General features: G+C 65.3%; 11 protein-coding genes. 10 read left to right on the plus strand and 1 reads right to left on the minus strand.

What is annotated here, in order from left to right; genetic code table 11:
- Positions 1 to 46: 46 nt before the first annotated feature.
- Positions 47 to 4294, minus strand: a complete 4248-nt coding sequence (locus tag GE073_RS00315; protein ID WP_194843227.1) for an Ig-like domain-containing protein — start codon at positions 4292 to 4294, stop codon at positions 47 to 49.
- Between the two features lie 318 nt (positions 4295 to 4612).
- Between GE073_RS00315 and GE073_RS00320 the strand changes: the two genes are divergently transcribed.
- From GE073_RS00320 to GE073_RS00365, 10 genes are all read left to right on the plus strand, one after another.
- The gene (locus GE073_RS00320) at positions 4613 to 6277 is read left to right on the plus strand and encodes a GspE/PulE family protein (protein ID WP_153782521.1); all 1665 of its coding nucleotides are present in this window, start codon (positions 4613 to 4615) and stop codon (positions 6275 to 6277) included.
- 118 nt (positions 6278 to 6395) lie between these two features.
- Positions 6396 to 7445, plus strand: a complete 1050-nt coding sequence (locus GE073_RS00325) for a type IV pilus twitching motility protein PilT (protein ID WP_153782522.1) — start codon at positions 6396 to 6398, stop codon at positions 7443 to 7445.
- Positions 7446 to 7448: 3 nt separating this feature from the next.
- On the plus strand, positions 7449 to 8657 hold the full coding sequence (locus tag GE073_RS00330) for a type II secretion system F family protein (protein WP_028598235.1): 1209 nt from the start codon (positions 7449 to 7451) through the stop codon (positions 8655 to 8657).
- Between the two features lie 697 nt (positions 8658 to 9354).
- On the plus strand, positions 9355 to 9789 hold the full coding sequence (locus GE073_RS00335; protein ID WP_101808275.1) for a prepilin-type N-terminal cleavage/methylation domain-containing protein: 435 nt from the start codon (positions 9355 to 9357) through the stop codon (positions 9787 to 9789).
- 10 nt (positions 9790 to 9799) lie between these two features.
- Positions 9800 to 10558: a prepilin peptidase gene (locus GE073_RS00340; protein ID WP_028598286.1), complete on the plus strand. Its 759-nt coding sequence runs from the start codon at positions 9800 to 9802 to the stop codon at positions 10556 to 10558.
- Between the two features lie 16 nt (positions 10559 to 10574).
- The gene (gene pilM, locus GE073_RS00345; protein ID WP_153782523.1) at positions 10575 to 12068 is read left to right on the plus strand and encodes a pilus assembly protein PilM; all 1494 of its coding nucleotides are present in this window, start codon (positions 10575 to 10577) and stop codon (positions 12066 to 12068) included.
- Entirely contained in the window at positions 12058 to 12819 is a 762-nt protein-coding gene (locus tag GE073_RS00350) for a hypothetical protein (RefSeq protein WP_153782524.1), read from the plus strand. Before pilM ends, GE073_RS00350 begins: the two co-directional genes overlap by 11 nt.
- Positions 12820 to 13019: 200 nt before the next feature.
- On the plus strand, positions 13020 to 13838 hold the full coding sequence (locus GE073_RS00355) for a type II toxin-antitoxin system PemK/MazF family toxin (protein ID WP_101808277.1): 819 nt from the start codon (positions 13020 to 13022) through the stop codon (positions 13836 to 13838).
- Between the two features lie 595 nt (positions 13839 to 14433).
- Positions 14434 to 16929 (plus strand): stage II sporulation protein E, encoded by a 2496-nt coding sequence (gene spoIIE, locus GE073_RS00360; RefSeq protein ID WP_028598288.1) that lies wholly within the window; start codon positions 14434 to 14436, stop codon positions 16927 to 16929.
- Between the two features lie 349 nt (positions 16930 to 17278).
- Positions 17279 to 18103, plus strand: a complete 825-nt coding sequence (locus GE073_RS00365) for a hypothetical protein (protein WP_153782525.1) — start codon at positions 17279 to 17281, stop codon at positions 18101 to 18103.
- Positions 18104 to 18733: the final 630 nt, after the last annotated feature.

The following is an 18733-nucleotide window of genomic DNA, read 5'->3' on the forward strand; positions in this document are numbered from 1 at the left end:
AGCGGAGAAAATCTCCGCTTGGTCCCGTTTTTTCATTTGCCATCCTTCAATAGCGATCGCCCAGGCGTTCGCCGGACGGCGCCTTCACCGTCACTGCAATCGTCCGCTGCAGCGAGCCGCCCGGCAGTCCGTTCGCCCGCCAGACAGCGCTGATGACGGCGGAGCCCGGCTTTTTGGCGGTCAGCCGGCCGCTTGCGTCGACCGAGACGACGGCCGGGGAGCTGCTGCCCCAGCGCAGGGCGCCTAGGATCTCGCTTGCGAGCGAGGACGGCTGCGCCTGCAGGCCGCTCGTCCGCAGCGGCAGCTGCGCGCCCTGCTCGAGCGTCAGGGCGGCAGGCAGGGAGAAGTCCCCGATCAGAACGGACTTGGAGACGCTGGAGCGATAGCCGGAGCCCAGCTCGATCGAGCCGGTCACGGTCGCGCTGCCGGGGCTGACCGCGGACAGCAGCGCCTTGGCGGGGTTGCCGGCGATCGGCGCCAGCGTCGCCCGATCGGCCGGAGCGCCGCCGAGGCTCCAGATCAGAGCGGACAGGCTGCCGCTATAGGCCGGGCTCCAGCTCGCGGATACCGTCAGCTGCTGGCCCGCCGCAAGCCTCTCCGGCAGCGCGGACAGCGCCAGCTCCGGCGCGAACACGCCCAGCTCCCGCTCTACCGTGAAGGAATAGCCCGTCGCCATCGTCACGATGGCCGCTGCCTTCGCCTTGCCGCTGCTTCCCGCGGGCTTCGAGGCGGTCAGCGTGCGGCTGTTCGCGGCATCGCCCTGGAGCGTGCCGGAGCCGCTGACGGTCCAACTGACCGTATGCTCGGGGATGTCGGCCGCGGCGACGCCGTCCCAGCGGAGCGACAGCTGCGTCTGCTCGCCCGGCAGCAGCTCGCTCTTGCCGGCGGCAAGAGCCGGCTTGGCAATGATGCGCACCGGCTGGGCCGCCTTGGCCAGCTCGATCGGCGTCTGGCCGGCTTGCAGCGGCTGAGTGACTTTGAGCGCTACATGGCCGCTCCCTGTCAGGGATGGATCCATGCGAACGCTCTGATAGCCGCTGTCGGCGGGCAGACTCTTCGATGGGCCTGCGGACGGCTCCCAGCTCCAGGCGTACGTCAGAGCCCGGCCTGGGACATCGGTGCCGACCGGCCGCCTATCGCCCCAGTTACGGGTCCATGACGCCGCGCTGTCGCCGGCGACGATGACGGCCGGACCGCTCACCTGCAGGTCGGGGGCGACGATGTCCAGCTTCAGCTCAGGCTCAGGCGATTCGTACGTCCGGGAGACGAGCTCGCCTTTGTCGTTCAGCCCTTGCACGGTCAGCCGGGCTCGGAGCGTGTACGTTCCGGGGCTCGAGGGATAGAAGCCTGACGTCCACTCCCAGACGCCCGGCGTACGCTGCCTTTCTCGAATGCTTTCCGCACCCGCCTGCTGCGGGCTGACGGACCATTCGACCTGCGCGCCGCTCGGCACCACGTCGCTCGTCACCTTGGTGAGCACCGACTTCAGTCCGATCCGGCTGCCGAGCGTGTAGACGGAGGCTCCGTCCGCGGTGCTCAGCGACAAGCCCGGCTGAATCACATTCACCTTCGTGCTGGCGCTGAGGCCGGTCAGCTCGTCCGTCACCTGGACGACGGAGGACTGGCCGATTTTCAAGCCTTTCACCATGATGCCGCCGATGACGCTCTCCTCGATGGATACATGGGCCGGCTGGCTCGTCGTCCATTTCAAGCCGATGACCGACGCTTCCGCGGGATCCATCGTCAGCAGCAGCTTGAAGCTCTGGCCGAACGCGATGTCGACCTCCGCCGGCAGCGACAGCGCGGTCGGCTTGACGATCGCCTCGAGCGTGAGGGCGTTGAAGCGGAGCGACGTGCCTGCGATCTGGCCGAGATTGCGGTACGTCAGCGTCGCCTGGTCGAGCGGCAGCCTGCCGATCGCGGCGGCTTTGGCCGTAATCGAGAACGGGACCTGATCCGCCACGTAGCGCGTGCCGTCTCCGGACGGATCGGCGGCGTAGCGGATGTCGGGCAGCGTGCCCGTCACCGTGTAGCCGCTTGCGAGCGTGCCGCTCTTTTGGAATCCGGGCGGCAGCGAGACCGGCTCGAGATTCGGCGGCAGCTTTTCCTGAAACGCCGGAGCGGCGATGACGAGATCCGACTGGCCTTTGGCCGCCGTCACCGGCTGCGGTCGGACGACGTAGCTCAGCGTGAAGTCCTTGCCCTTTTCGACATAGGCTTCCTTGAACGTGCCGGTCACGGAGCGGTCGACCTGCAGGCCGGCCGTCACGGGCCGCACGACGACGCGCACCGACTCGGTCGAGAAGGCGCCTTGCCGGTCGGTCGCGGTGATGCGTACCGTCAGCTCTCCGCCCTGAGGCAGCGGATTCGGATACGACTCGGATACGAGCGTGCCCGACAGCAGCGAGGCGTTTTCGGACATCGTGCGGACGACCGGCTTGCCGTCCGTGCCCGTGTACAGGAACTCCACCTTGGCGCTGATCCGGCGGTCCTTGTAGTCGGGATCCTCCGCGGTGAAGCTGACCGGGATCTGCTGGTAGTGCGGGATGTAGTTGCCTGCTTGGGCCGAGTAGGCGGCGGGAGCGTGGACGGCCAGCTCCGGCTTATGGTTGGAGCCCATGAAGGCGCGGTACATCGTGTTGACGAACAGGCGCTGCTCCCAATCGGGGAACGTGCCGCTGTCGCCCTGGTGGCCGGTGCCGGAGTAGGTGACGTTGCCTTTGGAATAGGTGTAGTAATGATTCCAGCTGTCGCTGTTGTCCCGCGTGCCGCCGGTGATGTTGTACCACGGCACGAGCGTCGGATCCTCCAGATCGAGCATGAAGTACTGGTCATGCGTCGTCGCGACGGACGGCGTGCCGGCATCCAGGTTGAACGGGAACTTCGTCAGCAGGCCGTCGTTGACTTTGGCGACGGTCGAGGATGTTTTGGGCGCTCCCAGCCCGATGTTCGTGTGGAGGCCGGTCTGTCCGGTGACGGGCTTGAAGTTCCGCGTCCAGACGTTGTCGGTCGTGCCGTCGGAGATGAACACGGTATCGTGAGTGAACAGGACGCTTTGCCCGGTCTCGATGAAGTCTTTGACGGCCTTGGCGGCCGTCTCGCTGATCGGGGCGCTGCCGTTGTACGAGTCCTTGAAGCCGAAGATCAGCATGTCGTACTTGCCGCCGATGGAGTCGTACCCGTACGGGCCGCCCTTGGTGTTGAACGCCTGGATCGTGGCCGTCTTCAGCGCGATCCGGTAGTCCTCGGTGCTCAGGTAGCTCTGCTTCAGCACCGTGTCCTTCGTCAAGTCGCTGTTGGCGTTGCCCGGCAGCACCTGGAGGACGCTGATTTCCGTCTGGCGGTCGCGGAAGCGGACGGCGCCGGAGGCGTAGCTTTTCAGCCCGGTCTCGAGCTCGACCAGCTCCAGCTTCCAATAGTACAGCCCGGAGTAGCCTCGCGGCATGCGGTACCGCAGCTCGCCGGACGGCCCGGAGGCGTCGGAAGTCGCCACGACCTGCTCCGCCTGGAAGCGCAGCGACGCGTCCAGGTTGAGGTACAGGTTCGCGCGCAGGCGGGATTCGGCCGGCTGTTCGTAGCGGAAGACGAGCGTGTCGCCCGCGCGGTAGAAATGGGACGGATTCGTCACATAGTCGGTCGGCGCCTCCGTCACGTTCAGCTCCGGTCTCAGCGAGAGCAGGCGCGCGTACTTGTTCTGCTTCAAGGTGGAGGCGATCGCGCTCAGCCCCTGCTTGTCGAGGAACAGCACGTTTTCCCGCTGCTTGCCGCTCTCCTGGTAGATGGAAAATCTTTTTTTCAGCACGCCTGACTCTCCGTTCGGGAGGGCCGGCTGATACAGCAGGCCGTCGGACGTCGCTTTGTCGCTGTAGAGAAGCACGAGCAGGCCGCGGTTGACGTAGCCGTCGATCAGCTCCTGCGCCTTGAGGTTCGTGATGTCGTTGAGCTTCTTGGACGTGTCATGCGCCGCATTGCGTGCGTCGGACGTGGACAGATAGGACATCGACTCGGGATTGTACTTGCCCTTGCCGATGTAGACGGCGTCGTACAGGCCGTCGATGTCGACGCGGGAGGCGACAAACGTCTTCATCTTCATCGTCGTGATCTCGTAGTCGGCGGAGCCGAGCAGCGGCTTCAGATCGGACGTGCCGGCGTCCGTCAGTTCGAGCAGCCGGATCTTGGCGGCGGATGCCGCCGACGCCGAAGGAACGGATGGCGGCCAGAGCGACAGCAGCGATGCCAGCAGCAGCAGGATCGCCAAAGGGGCGCAGAGCGCGGAGCGGAGACGGGCGGCCATGGGGAGCATCTACCTCCAGAATGGAATGGTGGAATACGGAAAAAGGTCATAGTTCATATAGACTAATTTTGGATAGTTTGATTATAATCGATTCGACATCGAAAAAACACATATTGGAAGTTAAAGACCTGGTTTTATTCACATATTGAAATAAAAAGACGATATTTATTGATTAAACGATAATTATGATTCGTTTTATGAGAAAACGTTCATTAATTTCTGATGTTGAGACTAAAGGCCTAAACTTATCGATATTTCCTTTCGATAATTAGGAGGACAAGCCGCGACGGCGGGAAGAGAGGAAGGCGGCGAAGCGAGATGAACAGGGTGAGGAAAAGGCTCGGCGACCTGCTGGTCGAGAGCGGCGTCATTACGGAGACGGAGCTGCAGGAGGCGCTGCGCGAGCAGGGACGGACGAAGCAGAAGCTGGGCGATCTGCTCATCGCCCAAGGCTACATGACCGAGCAGCAGCTCATCGAGGTGCTGGAATTCCAGTTGGGCATTCCGCATGTGAGCCTGTTCAAGTACCAGATCGATCCTTCCATCGCCCAGATCATCCCGGAGAGCCTGGCGCGCCGCTATCAGGTCATCCCGCTTCACAAAGAGGGCGGCAAGCTGATGGTGGCGATGGCCGATCCGCTCGACTACTTCGCGATCGAGGAGCTGCGGATGAGCACCGGCTTCCGGATCGAGCCGGCGATCTCCACCAAAGAGGAGCTGCAGCGCGCCATCGCCCGCTTCTACGGCCTGCAGGACTCCATGAGCCAGATCTTGGGCGAGCTGCCGACGCAGGACGAGATCGGCGAGATGGAGATCACCGACGAGGACTCGCCGGTCGTGCGGCTGGTGAACGGCATGATCCAGCAGGCGGTGCAGCTGCAGGTGTCCGACATCCATGTCGATCCGGGCGAGACGCAGGTGCTCATCCGGTACCGGATCGACGGCGAGCTGCGCACGGAGCGGGTCATTCCCAAGGCGATGCAGGGCTACATTACGGCGCGGCTCAAGATCATGGCCAAGCTCAACATCGCCGAGCGGCGGCTGCCGCAGGACGGCCGGATCAAGATGCAGGTCGACTTCCGCACGGTGGACATCCGGATCTCCTCGCTGCCGACGATCCATGGCGAGAAGCTGGTGCTGCGGATCCTCGATCTGAGCGTCGGCGTCAAAGGCATCGAGCAGCTCGGCTTCAGCCCGGACAACTACCGGCTGTTCAAAGGAATGGTCGAGTCGCCTTACGGCATCGTTCTCCTCACCGGCCCGACGGGCAGCGGCAAGACAACGACGCTGTACTCGGCGCTGCAGCATCTCAACCGCGACAGCGAGAACATCATCACCGTCGAGGATCCGGTGGAATACCAGCTGGAAGGCATCAACCAGGTGCATGTGAACCCGGCGATCGGGCTGACGTTCGCCGCCGGGCTGCGCTCGATCCTGCGCCAGGACCCGAACATCGTCATGGTCGGCGAGATCCGCGACTCGGAGACGGCGGAGATCGCCATCCGGGCGTCGCTGACCGGCCATCTCGTGCTGTCGACGCTGCATACGAACGACGCGGTCAGCACGGTGACCCGGTTCCGCGACATGGGCATCGCCAGCTATCTGATCGCCAGCTCCCTCGTCGGCGTCGTCGCGCAGCGGCTCGTCCGGCGAATCTGCCCGGACTGCCGCCAGGCGCATGAGCCGACCGAGCAGGAGCGGATCCTGCTGCGCAGCTACGGCATCGAGACGGATCGCTTGTACCGCGGCGCCGGCTGCGGCAGCTGCAGCAAGACCGGCTACCGCGGCCGGATCGCGATCCACGAGGTGCTGGCCGTGACGGACGAGCTGCGCCGGATGATCGGCGACGACGCCTCGGTGCTCGAGCTGCGGGAAGCGGCGGAGCGGGCCGGCCTGGCCGGCCTGCTGCAGGACGGCATGGACAAGGTGCTGCAGGGACAGACGACCGTGCAGGAAGTGATGCGCGAGGCGGCGCTGCGCTGAGGCTGGAAAAGGGAGCGTCCGAGGCGGCAGCAGGGCGCCGGCGCGCCAGGCTCGGCCGGCCTCGCGCGGGGAACCGCATCAGGCTGCGCCTGCAAGGGCAAAAGGAGGCTGGACCGATATGAACGAACCGCAGGGACTGCTGCGGGAGCTGCTGCGCGAGGCCCGCGAGCGGGGCGCCTCGGATCTGCATCTGGCGGCCGGAGCGCCGCCGCTGCTGCGGATCGACGGGGCGCTGGCGCCTGCCGTCTCGCTGGCCGCGCCGCTCGGACGCGAGCAAGCGGAGGCGCTGCTGCTGCCGCTGCTCGGCAGCCGCAGGGAGCGCTTCGACGCGGAGGGCGAGGCCGATCTCGCCTGCGAGGCGGACGGCAGCCGCTACCGGCTGAACGTATTCCGCCGTCTCGGCGGCCTCGGGCTCGCGGCGCGCGTGCTGCCGGACGGGACGCCGACGCTGGAGGAGCTCGGCCTGTCGCGCATGCTGACGGACTGGGCGCAGCGGCGGCAAGGGCTGCTGCTCGTCACCGGCCCGACCGGCAGCGGCAAGTCGTCCACGCTGGCGGCGCTCGTCGGGCACTTGAGCCGGACGCGCAGCCTGCACATCGTCACGCTGGAGGATCCGATCGAGCATGTGTACCCGCAGGAGCGCTCGCTGATCGACCAGCGGGAGATCGGCCGCGATACGGCGAGCTTCGCCAGCGGCCTGCGGGCCGCGCTGCGGCAGGCGCCGGACGTCATCCTCGTCGGCGAGATGCGCGACGCGGAGACGATGGCGGCCGCCTTGACGGCGGCGGAGACGGGGCATCTCGTGCTGTCCACGCTCCATACGGCGGACGCGCCGCAGGCGGTCGACCGGATCGTGGATGCTTTCGGAGCGGACAGGCAGGGGCAGATCCGCGCGCAGCTCGCCTCGCTGCTGATCGGCGTGCACGCCCAGCGGCTGCTGCGCCGGGCGGGAGGACGCGGGCGCGTCTGCGCCGCGGAGATCCTCGTCAACACGCCGGCCGTCGCCAATCTGATCCGGACCGAGAAGGTCCATCAGCTGCGCGGCGTCATGCAGACGGGCCGGCAGCAGGGGATGGCCACGCTGGAGAGCAGCGTGCAGGAGCTGCTGCGCCAGGGCGCGGCCGATCCGGCCGACGCGAGGGCTTACCTGCAGGAGAGAGGGGAGTAGCGCGTGGCGCAGTTTCACTATCATGTCAAAAGCTCCGCCGGCAAGCAGCTGAAGGGCATGCTGACGGCGATGGACAAGTCGTCGGCGGTCGAGGAGCTGCGGCGCCGGGGGCTCGTCGTTCTGGCGCTGGAGGAGCATCGCAGCTCGCTGCTGCAGATGGACATCTACATCGGCAATCCCGTCAAGCCGGCCCACTTCATCGTCTACTGCCGGCAGTTCGCCACGCTCGTCCGGGCCGGCGTGCCGATCGTGCAGGCGACCGACATCCTCTCCCAGCAAACAGAGAGCAAGCCGCTGCGCAAGGCGCTGCGCGACGTCCATGCCTCGCTGCTGCGCGGCAGCAGCTTCTCGCAGGCGGCGATGGAGCATCGGCGCATCTTCCCCGTCATGTTTACGAGCATGATCCGGGCGGGCGAGGAGTCGGGCGACCTGGAGGGGACGCTCGAGCGGCTGGCGACGTTTTTCGAGAAGGGGCATGTGACGCGGGAGAAGATCAAGTCGGCGCTCACCTATCCGGTCATCGTCGGGCTGCTCGCCGTCGCGGCCGTCATCTACCTGCTCAAGGCGATCGTGCCGCAGTTCGTCAGCATGTTCGAGTCGATGAACGCGGAGCTGCCGGCGATCACCAAGGTCGTCATGGCGCTCAGCGCCAGCATCGAGAACGAATGGTACCTGTGGCTCGGAGCGGCGGTGCTGCTGCTGGCGCTGCTGCTCGGGTTCAAACGGACGCAGCGCGGCGCGTATGCGCTCGACTACGTGAAGCTGAAGCTGCCGGTGTTCGGCAAGCTGCAGCAAAAGGGCGCGATCGCCCAGGTGTCGCGCACGCTGTCTTCGCTGTATGCGAGCGCCGTGCCGATGCTGCAGTCGCTGCAGATCGTCGAGGAGGCGGTCGGCAACCGCGTCATCGCCCGCTACTTGCGGCTGAGCGCCGACTCGCTGCGGCGGGGCAATCCGCTGTCGGAGCCGCTCAAGCAGTCGTGGGTATTCCCGCCGCTCGTCACGCAGATGATCGCGGTCGGCGAGGAGACGGGCGCGCTCGACGAGATGCTGGCCAAGGTCGCGGACTTCTACGAGATGGACGTCGACAACACCGTCGACCGGCTGAAGTCGCTCATCGAGCCGCTGCTCATCGTCTTCCTCGCCGGCGTCGTCGGCCTCATCGTCGCGGCGATCATGCTGCCGATGTTCAGCCTGTACGGGCAGATGGGGTAGGCGGCTTTTGAGGCGCGACGGCGCGGCGGTTGCGCGGAAAACTTGGTCGGAGGCGCGCCGGCGTGGCAGCTGCGCGGAAAAACCGAGTAACTGGGTAGTTGGAAGGCCGTCGGAGTGGCAGTTGCGCGGAAAAACCGAGTAACTCGGGTGTTAGAGGCGCGCCGGCGTGGCAGTTACGCGGAAAAACCGAGTAACTGGTTAGTTGGAAGGCCGTCGGAGTGGCAGTTACGCGGAAAAACCGAGTAACGGGGTAGTTGGAGGCGCGTCGGAGCGGCAGTTGCGCGGAAAAACCGAGTAACTGGGTAGTTGGAAGGCCGTCGGAGCGGCAGTTACGCGAAAAAACCGAGTAACGGGGTAGTTGGAAGGCCGTCGGAGCGGCAGTTGCGCGGAAAAACCGAGTAACTCGGGTAGTTGGAGATGCGTTACCAGAGCTGCAACCCGAAAAAATCGTGTTGCAGATGTCCGAAGTGATGGAAAAGAAGCTGCAACCCGAGAAAATCGGGTTGCAGGTGTTCGAAGTCACGGAATAGACGCTGTAACCCGAAAAAATCAGGTTGCAGGTGCTCGAAGTGGCAAGAAAGACGCTGTAACCCGAAAAAATCGGGTTACAGGTATGAGCTCAATCTATATTGCAGGGCATGCAGTGAACCCTGGATGCCCTGAGGTTCAAGTCATCATTCATTTAGGAGGAATAAACATGACAGCAATTTTGAAGAAGTTGAAGAAGGACGAGAAAGGCTTCACACTGATCGAGCTTCTGGCGGTAATCGTTATTTTGGGGATTATTGCTGCGATTGCGATTCCGGTCATCAGCAACATCATGAATAAATCGAGAGACAAGTCCGACATCGCTACAGCACAACAAATTTATGATGCAGCCAGGATGTACGTGTCGACGGAATTGAATGGTGATTTTAAAGGTAAGGATATTAAAATTGTCGGTGGTACAGGTGACACATTGGTATCTAAAAATTATTTGGATGCAGGGCTCAGGCTTCCAAGTACCAAAGCAGTGATTACAGGTGGGGAGGTAAAGTTTAAAGCTGATGGCACTCTCGATTCGGTAACTATAAGTACAGATGAAGCCGCAACAACCGAAGATAAAGTTTACCAAGCAGCAGATCTAAAATAAATAAAAACCCATGACCCTCCTCATCTCCCTCTACCTGTTCGCGCTCGGACTCGCCTGCGGCTCGTTCTTCAACGTCGTGGCGCTGCGCGTGCCGCTCGGCCAATCGGTCGTGCGGCCGCCGTCCGCCTGCCCGCACTGCGGGCATCGGCTCGCGGCGCGCGAGCTCGTCCCCGTGCTGAGCTACGCGCTCAGCCGGGGGCGCTGCCGCAGCTGCGCGGCGCCAGTCTCGCCGCTGTACCCGGCAGGCGAGCTGGCCGCCGCGCTGCTGTTCGTCTGGGCGTACCTGCGGTTTGGCCTGACGGCGCAGGGCCTGATCGGCCTGCTGCTCGCCAGCCTGGCCGTCATCGTGACCGTGTCGGACATCCGCTACATGCGGATTCCGAACGCGGTGCTGCTGGCGTTCTTGCCGCCGCTGCTGCTCCTGCGCCTGCTCGAGCCGGACGGACGCTCCTATGCGGAGTACGCGCTCGGGGCGATCGCCGGAGGCGGCGTGCTGCTGCTAGTCGCGCTGCTGAGCCGGGGAGGCATGGGGATGGGCGACGTCAAGCTGCTGGCGCTGATCGGACTCGCGCTCGGCTGGAAAGGCGCGCTTCTGACGCTGCTCCTCGGCAGCTTCGCCGGAACGGCGGCAGGACTCGTCCTGCTGCTGCGGCGGCGGAGCAAGCTGCGCCAGCCGATGCCGTTCGGCCCTTTCCTCATGCTCGGCGCGCTGATCGCGTACGGGTACGGGGATGCGCTGATCGGCAGCTACCTTCAATTATTCAAGTAGGCAGGATGTGATAAGGATGCCCGCACTAGGCAGAAAGCGGATCGGCATCGCGATCGACGCCGCCGGAATCCGTTACGCTCCGCTCGGCAAGAAGGGACTGGATCCGGAGCAGGCCGGATTTTTTCCGTTCCCTCCGGGACTGATCGCGCAGGACGCCATCGTCAACGAAGAAAGCCTGCGGCTCTCGATCCGGGAGTGGGCGCGGGAGCGCAAGCTGCAAGGCGCGGTCGCCGTGCTGGCGGTGCCGACCTCCCAGGTCATCGTACGCAGGATGGCGCTGCCGGCGGCGAGCGACCGCGAGCTGCGCCAGCTGATCCATCTGGAAGTCGAGACGGTCATGCATCTGCCGTTCGAGCATCCGGTCTATGACTATGTCCTGCTCGAGCAAGGCGGGGAAAGCGCGCAGGCGCTCGTCTACGCGGCGCCCCGCAGCTGGATCGAGCCGCTGGTCGCGATGCTGCGGGAGGCGCGCATCCGCGTCGTCGGCACGGGCATCGTGGCGACGGCGCTGCAAGGAGCGGCGGGCTTCGGCGACGAGCCTCCCTGCGAGCGGATGCATGTCCATCTAAGCGGAGCCGCGGCGGAAATCGCGATGTTTCACGAAGGCAACCCGGTGTTCGTGCGCTCCATCGAGGCGGACGGCGTGGACCAGGAGCTGGGCGGCCTGCGCATCGGGGAGCTTACCGCCGAGATCACGCGCATGCTCAGCTTCTATGAATTCGGCTTGCAGGAAGGCCGCTCCCGCATCCGGCAGGCGGTCATCACCGGTGCCGGCAAGCAGGCGGAGGCGCTGCGGCAGTCGCTGGCCGCCGCTTTGCCGGAGGTGGAGTTCCGCGGCGCCGAGCCCGGCAGCCTCGCTGCCGAGAGCCTGGACGGCCGCGCGGAGCCGTACGTCGTGCCGGCCGGGCTGCTCGTCCGCGGATCCGGCATCCGCCGGCTGAACCTGCTGCCGCGCGTCGACCGCGAGCAGCGGCTGGCGCCGCTGGCGGCGGCGATGCTCGCGGTCGCCTGGATCGCCTGCGCCGCGCTGCTCGGCTACAGCTATGCCGGCGAGCGGCAAGCGGCGTCCGACGCGCAGGAGCGGCTGCTGGACGCGAGCCAGCAGCAGCTGGCGCTGCAGCGCCAGCTCGACGGGCTGAACCGGCAGGCCAGCGGAGCGGAAGCCGATCCGTACGAGCAGGCCGAGCAGATTCGGGCCCAGCGGCGGGATGCGGCCGGCTACGTGCGCGATCTCGAGTTTTATTTGCCGACGGGAGCGGAGCTGCAGAGCATCGCCTACAGCAGCGGAGGGCAGCTGAGCGTATCGGTCCGGCTGGGCGGCATGAAGGATTCCTCCCGCTATCTGTTCGATATCCGGCGGATCGAGTGGCTGGACCAGGCGACGCTGACTTCGATCAAGCAGGAGCAGACAGGGGCCGAGAACGACGCGACGCCGACGTATGCAGCGGCCTATACGATCGTCCTGAAGCCGACCGAGCCTACGAAGGAGGGGACCGCCGATGGCAGCTAGACGCAATTCCTGGATTTTGCTGCTGTCCGCGATCCTCTTCCTCGGCCTGCTGCTGTTCTTCCTCTACGGGCTGAAGCCGGCGGAGGAAAAGGCCGCCTCGCTCGAGGCGGAGCTCGGCACGCAGCAGAAGCTGAACGACATCCTGATCGCCAAGCTCCAGGAACGCCGGGAGGAGGCGGAGATTCGCCCCGTGGAAGGCGTCCAGGCGGAGCTGCCGTACTGGGACAACACGGAGCAGCTCGTGCTCGATCTCGAGCAGCTCGGCGCCGAAAACGGCGTGGAGCATGTGTCGATCGCCTTCAGCGGCGATCTGGCCGCCTCCCGTCCGCTCCGCTCCGATCCGTCCGCCGAGCGTTCCGCCGCTCCCGGAGAAGGCGCCCCCGCGGCCGAAGGCGATGCCGCCCCGGCCGTCGACGAGCTGGGCCTGGCGGCCGGCGGCTCCCCGTCCTCGGAGCCGCAGCCGGCGGGGGCGGCGGCCGCAGGGCCGCTGCGCCTGCAGGTGTCGGCCGTCGTCAAGGGAACGTACGACGCCGTGCTGAAGTACGTGCAAAGCCTGCACGGACTGACCCGCCTGACGACGCTGGAGTCGCTGGAGCTGAGCCGCAGCTCCTGCGGCTGCGGCAGCGAGCAGGAGCTGACCGTGCCGCTGACGTTCGCCGCCTATTTCCAGCCGACGTACCGCGACCGGGTCGAGACGCCGCTGCTGCCTTATGCGGAGTCCTCCGTCGCTTCGCCTCCGCCGCGCTCCTGAGCGCGGCTCGATGATTCTCCTCTCCCGCCCTCCGGCAAGAAGCGCTTCGATGCGAAGCGCGCCTTGCCGGAGGGCTTTTTTCGCGTCGCGCGGACGAAAGCGGGTAAGGAGGGAAGAGAGATTCGTCTTTACAAAAATAGTGGATCTAATCGGCTCTTGAGCAAGCGGCCCGATTAAGTCCCCGGAGGAGAGACCCCAACGTGCATGAATGCCTGAACGGCCATGAGACATTCGGCCGCCTCGACCGCGAGCTGCAGGACAAGCTCGTCGATCAGTTCGAACGCCTCATCAACGCCGAAGCCAAAGTGCTGTCCCAAGGAACGGATGAACGCGGCAAGACCGTCTACAAGCCTTCGCTCGACCGATTCGATATCGTGCTCGTCAGCTTCATCGGCATCGGCCATCTCATGAACGAGCCCCATTATGCCGTCGTGTGGGACGCGCCGGCGCACAGCTCGAACCTGAGCGTTTTTCCCCTGAGCAGCAAGGTGAAGCATCCGAAGTTCGCCATCGGTCCGGTCGACACGCTGCCGGCCGAGGATACGGCGATCATGATCAACCAGCTGACGACCGTGTCGCGCCGGAGCCTCATCGAGCCGGTCAAGAAGCGCAACGCTGCGGGCCGGCTCGTCAACGTGTCGCTGACCGTCCGGCAGCAGCGGCAGGTGCTGGCCTTGTTCCATGAGACGCTGCTGAAGCAGCCGACGCTGAGAAGCGTCATCGAAAAGGAGCTGGGCAGCCATATCCCGTTCGGCCTCAGCGACGACAACCGCTCCGATCTGGAGGTCCCGGTCGCCTACGGCCTGCACCACAGCCTGCTCCTCTACCAGCTCCCCTGGAGCAAGACGATGAAGGCGATTCCGCTCCAGGCGATCGAGATGCCGTTCGGGGAGCGGAGGAGGCTCGTCCGCGGCCTGCTCTCGCGCGATCCGCTCCAGCAGGCCGAGGCGGAAGCCATCCTCGCCTTGAAGCAGACCGGACAGATGGCCGCCGAAGCGGCGGTCGGACAGCTTTCATAAGCATTGACAGCCTACAGCCGACGCGCTATCATAGGATACGAATGTTCTACATAGCTCCCGTTCGGGAAAACGAAACATGATTTCAAACGAGCTCGTTCGAGCGAAAAACCCCCAAGGCATCCGCCTTGGGGGTTTTCTTTTTGCCCCCAAAGCCTCATGCCCTCGAGCTTCTCGCGGCTGGCCCGCCCCGGCCCGGCGTCGTGCGCGGACAGCATCCGCCCCCGAGGCTTCGACTCCGCCGTCCCCCGATTCGCCTTATACCCGCGTATGCCAAAAACTTTTCCCCTCCGTCCCATCAATCCCGACACGAACCCACTGCGATTCGACGCGTCCCGAGTGAAGCTAAACGGGGTGAAGCACCGCATCATCCGCGCGAGGGGAGCTTCGCCGCGGCTGCCAGGCCGCTCTCCGAACGACCCGGAGCGCTTGCGGGGCAAGGGCTCGCGCCCCCAGCCGACAGCGCGGCGCGGGCGGCTCGACCCGGACGCGCCGCGTGTCGGAAAAAACTTTCGGGCAGAAGCCTTGTTCTGACAAACTTCATAAAAACCGGCCCCTATAATCAGACCTACACTAAGGCGGAAATGGTGGTGCCGAAATGAAGGAAAAGGCCAACGTTGTTTTGTTCCCCGGCCAGCCTCGGACAAGCCGCGCGGCGGAGGCGCTGCGCAGAGGGAGGGAAAGGGCGGCCCAGTGGAGAGTATTCCAGCTGATCGCCGCGAAGCGCTGGACGATCCTGCTCGCTGTCGTCGGCTTCCTGCTCGGTCGGGCGGTCATCCTGGAAAACCTGATGCCGTTCGCTCCCGCGTACTTCGCGGTCATCTACTTCCTGCGCAGGGACATGTACAAGCTGACGGCCGTGTCGCTCGTCGCCGGCAGCCTGCTGGCGGCGACGCCGAGCGCGATTCCGATCGCGATGGAGATCGCGGTGCTGTTCCTGCTCCTGAAGGGACTGGAGGTGTACGAGAAGGCGGAGCTGTCGCAGGCGCCGATCCTCGTGTTCCTGGCGACGCTCGTCGTGAAGTTGTTCGGGGCGTTCGTGCACGGGACGCTCGGCTGGTACGACCTGATGATGGTCGGCGTAGAGTCGGCGCTCGCGTTCGTCCTGACGCTGGTGTTCGTGCAGGCGATCCCGGTGCTGACGATGACGCGCAAGAGCAACTCGCTCAAGAACGAGGAGATCATCTGCCTCATGATCCTGATGGCGTCGGTCATGACGGGGGCGGTCGGGTGGAGCATCCAAGGGCTGTCGCTCGAGCATATCCTCTCCCGCTACATGCTGCTGCTGTTCGCCTTTGCGGGAGGCGCGCCGCTCGGGGCGTCGGTCGGCGTTGTCGCCGGCCTCATCCTCAGCCTCGCCAATCTGAACGCGGTCGTGCAGATGAGCCTGCTGGCTTTCTCGGGACTGCTTGCGGGGCTGCTGAAGGAAGGCGGAAGGATGGCCGTCGCGTTCGGCATGCTGCTCGGCACGTCGATCCTTTCCTTATATGTAGGCGGAGGGATGGACGTCATGGCGAGCACCTGGGAATCGGTCGTCGCCGCCGCGCTGTTCCTGCTCACGCCGAAGCTCGTCGTGAAGACGATCTCCCGCTACGTGCCGGGCACGAGCGAGCATGTGAAGTCGCAGCATGAGTATGCGAAACGCGTCCGGGAAGTGACGGCGCAGCGGGTGACGCAGTTCTCGGAAGTGTTCCGCCAGCTGGCGAGCAGCTTCGGGCAGCTCAATACGGCCGCTCCGCAAAAGCCGGCCGAGGAGGAGCTCGAGCATTTCATGAATGCCGCCTCCTCCAAAGTATGCGCCAGCTGCCACCGCAAGGACATGTGCTGGAGCTCGAAGTTCATGGACACCTACAAGATGATGACCGAGATGATGACGACGATCGACGAGGGGGAGTATACCGGCAAAAAAGACATGCCGAGGACGTGGACGAGCCATTGCAGCAAGACGCATCCGGTCATGAACGCCCTGCAGCAGCAGCATGAGCGCTACAAGCACGATCTGCACTGGAAGCGGCAAATCTTCGAATCGCGTCAACTGGTCGCCGACCAGCTGGCCGGCGTCTCGCAGATCATGGAGGATCTGGCGAGGGAGATCCAGCGCGAGGGGCAGCAGCTGCATCTGCAGGAGGAGCAGATCCGCGACGCGCTGGAGGCGCTCGGGCTGTCCATCCACGGCATCGACATCATCAGCCTCGAGGAGGGGAATGTGGAGATTGAGGTTTATCATACTTTCCCGCAGGGACACGACGAGGGCCGCAAAATTATTGCGCCGCTGCTCAGCGACATTCTGGGCGAGCATGTGGCGGTGAAGGCGGAGCGGGAGCCGCTGAAAAACGGCGAGCCCCGGCTGCTGCGCTTCGGCTCGGCCAAGGAGTATGAGGTCGCGACCGGCATCGCCGGCGCGGCGAAGGGCGGCGGACTGCTGTCGGGAGACAGCTTCAGCACGGTCGAGCTCGGCAACGGCAAGTTCGCGGTCGCGATCAGCGACGGCATGGGCAACGGGGAGCGGGCGCGGCTGGAGAGCAGCACGGCGCTCAGCATCCTGCAGCAGCTGCTGCAGTCGGGCATGGACGAGCAGCTCGCGATCAAGTCGGTCAACTCGGTGCTGATGCTGCGCTCGCCCGACGAGATGTTCGCCACGGTGGACGTGGCGCTGATCGACCTGTACACGGCGCAGACGACGTTCATGAAGATCGGCTCGACGCCGAGCTTCATCAAGCGCGGCAGCGAGGTCATCCCGGTGGCCGCCAACAACTTGCCAATCGGCATCCTGCAGGACATCGACGTCGACCTCATCCGCATGCAGCTGCAGCCGGGCGACACGCTCATCATGATGACGGACGGCATTTACGACGCTCCGGGCCATGCGGTCAACAAGGAGCTGTGGATGAAGCGCATCATCCAGGAGATGGCGACGGACGACCCGCAGCTGATCGCGGACATGCTGCTCGAGCGCGTCGTGCGGCAGTATAAGGGCGAGATCGTGGACGACATGACGGTCGTCGTGGCCCAGGTGGACAAGCATCTGCCGGAGTGGGCGACGTTCCGCTGGCCGGGCCTCAGCAAGCTGGAGCGGCCGCGCACGGTGAGCTAGGGCGGCAGGCAGGCGGCGAGGCAGAGCGAAGACAGGACGGAGCGCCCGCGGCATCGGCCGGCAGGGACGGACATCTGGTGGAGGACGGACGTTAGGGACGGGTCCGCGATGGCCGATGCGAGGCAGGGAAGGGCCGGCATCCGAGGGATGACGGACGTTAGGGACGGACATGTAATCGGCGATGCAAGGCAAGGACGGACGGACATCTGGTGGATGACGGGCGTTAGGGACGGACATGGCGGCGCCGGGCCGCATGGCGCGAATCGCGTACGGCAGAGCCGCAGAGGGCGGTCCGCCGGAACCTTGAGCATAGATCAACCGCTCGACCAATCAAAGGAGGAATTCGATCATGACCACTCTTATCCGCAGAAACCCGGGCAGCGCCCGTTCCCGCAAGAAGCGCGAAAGCCTGCAGCAGAAGCAGCAGCAGAGGCTCGAGGAGCAGCTGCGTCTGCAGGAGCAGCAGCAGCTGGAGGCGGCGCGCCGCCGCCGGGAGCAGGAGCGGGAAAAGCGCCGCGAGGCGGAGGCCCGGCTCGAGGAGCTGCGCCTCGAGGAGCTGCTGATGCGCGAGATGGAACGGATGCGGCTCGCGGCGGACAAGAAGCGCGGCAAGCGGCTGTGGACCGCGGAGGAGCGGATGGCGCAGCGCGCGTTCGCCGCGGCGCTCATGGAGACGGCGGCGGCCGCGCAGGCGGAGCGCGAGGCCGAGCGCTCCGGCTATGCCGAGGGCTGGATGCCCGCGGCAGCCGCAGCCGGCGGGCGCCGCCCGGGCGGAGCGGGCGGCGCGAGGACGGCGGCGGCGGAGCGGACGAGCTCCCGCGCGCAGCTGGAGCTCGTGGCGAAGCCGCCGGCGCAGCCGCACGGCGGCGGGCGCGGCCGCGCCGCCGGAGGCATGGCGCCGCCGGGCACGGGCGGCGCGGCGGAGGCGCGGCAGGGGGATGCCGCGCCGGGAGCCTTGCCGCTGGGCCGGGCGTCTGCCGGCCAGCTGGAGCGGCTCGCCGCCGACGTGCTTGCGGCGGCGGGGAGCGGGCGGCGACGAAGCCGCGCCGCCCAGGCGCTCCGAAGGCGGCGCGGACCGGTGCGCAGCCCATGCGGCGGCGAGGAAGGACGCCTGCGGCTCGTGAGGCCGGGGCGACCTCCGGGAAAGGAGGCGCGCGGCGGCAAGCCCCGCTGAGCCCGGCGCCGGAGCCGGGAGCGACAACCGAATAGCTTCCCGAACTTATCCATTCGACGCCGAGCCTCGCCGGGTCCGGAGCGGTCAGCCGTCCGCCCGCCGCGCCAAGGCTCCGCGATTCCATATCTCGCTCGGCGCCTCATCCGGCGCCGAGTCCGCCCTACCGAGCGGGCGCCTTATGCGGCGCCCCGAGCCAGCGCTCATCGAGCGAGCGCCTTTTAAGGCGCATAGAGCCAGCATCCTAGCCGGCGCCTCATGCGGCGACGCGCCAGACCTTGCCGACCGGCAGCCCCCATTCGGGCTGCCGGTTTTTTTCATTGCCTTCCCATGTCAGGCGTCGAACGGAGAGGGGCGGCGAGCGCTCAAACGGGCTGTCCGCTGCCGTTCGGGACCTATGGTTCAACTAAGGCCAAGACAGCCTTTGCTTCCCTTTGCCCCTTGCGCGAAGCGAACAACCCGGCCCTCGCCGAAATTTTTGTTCAAAATGAAGTGGCCGCTGAAAACCTGACATTTCACCATCGGAAGCCTGAATTCATATGAATTTGAAAACATTCTGCATCTGTTTTCATTCATCTTTGAATCAATTTGCATCTCATTTACAAAAAACTAATGATATTCATGATGAATATT

It is taken from the genome of Paenibacillus sp. B01 (assembly GCF_009649995.1).
GTDB lineage: Bacteria > Bacillota > Bacilli > Paenibacillales > Paenibacillaceae > Paenibacillus_O > Paenibacillus_O pasadenensis.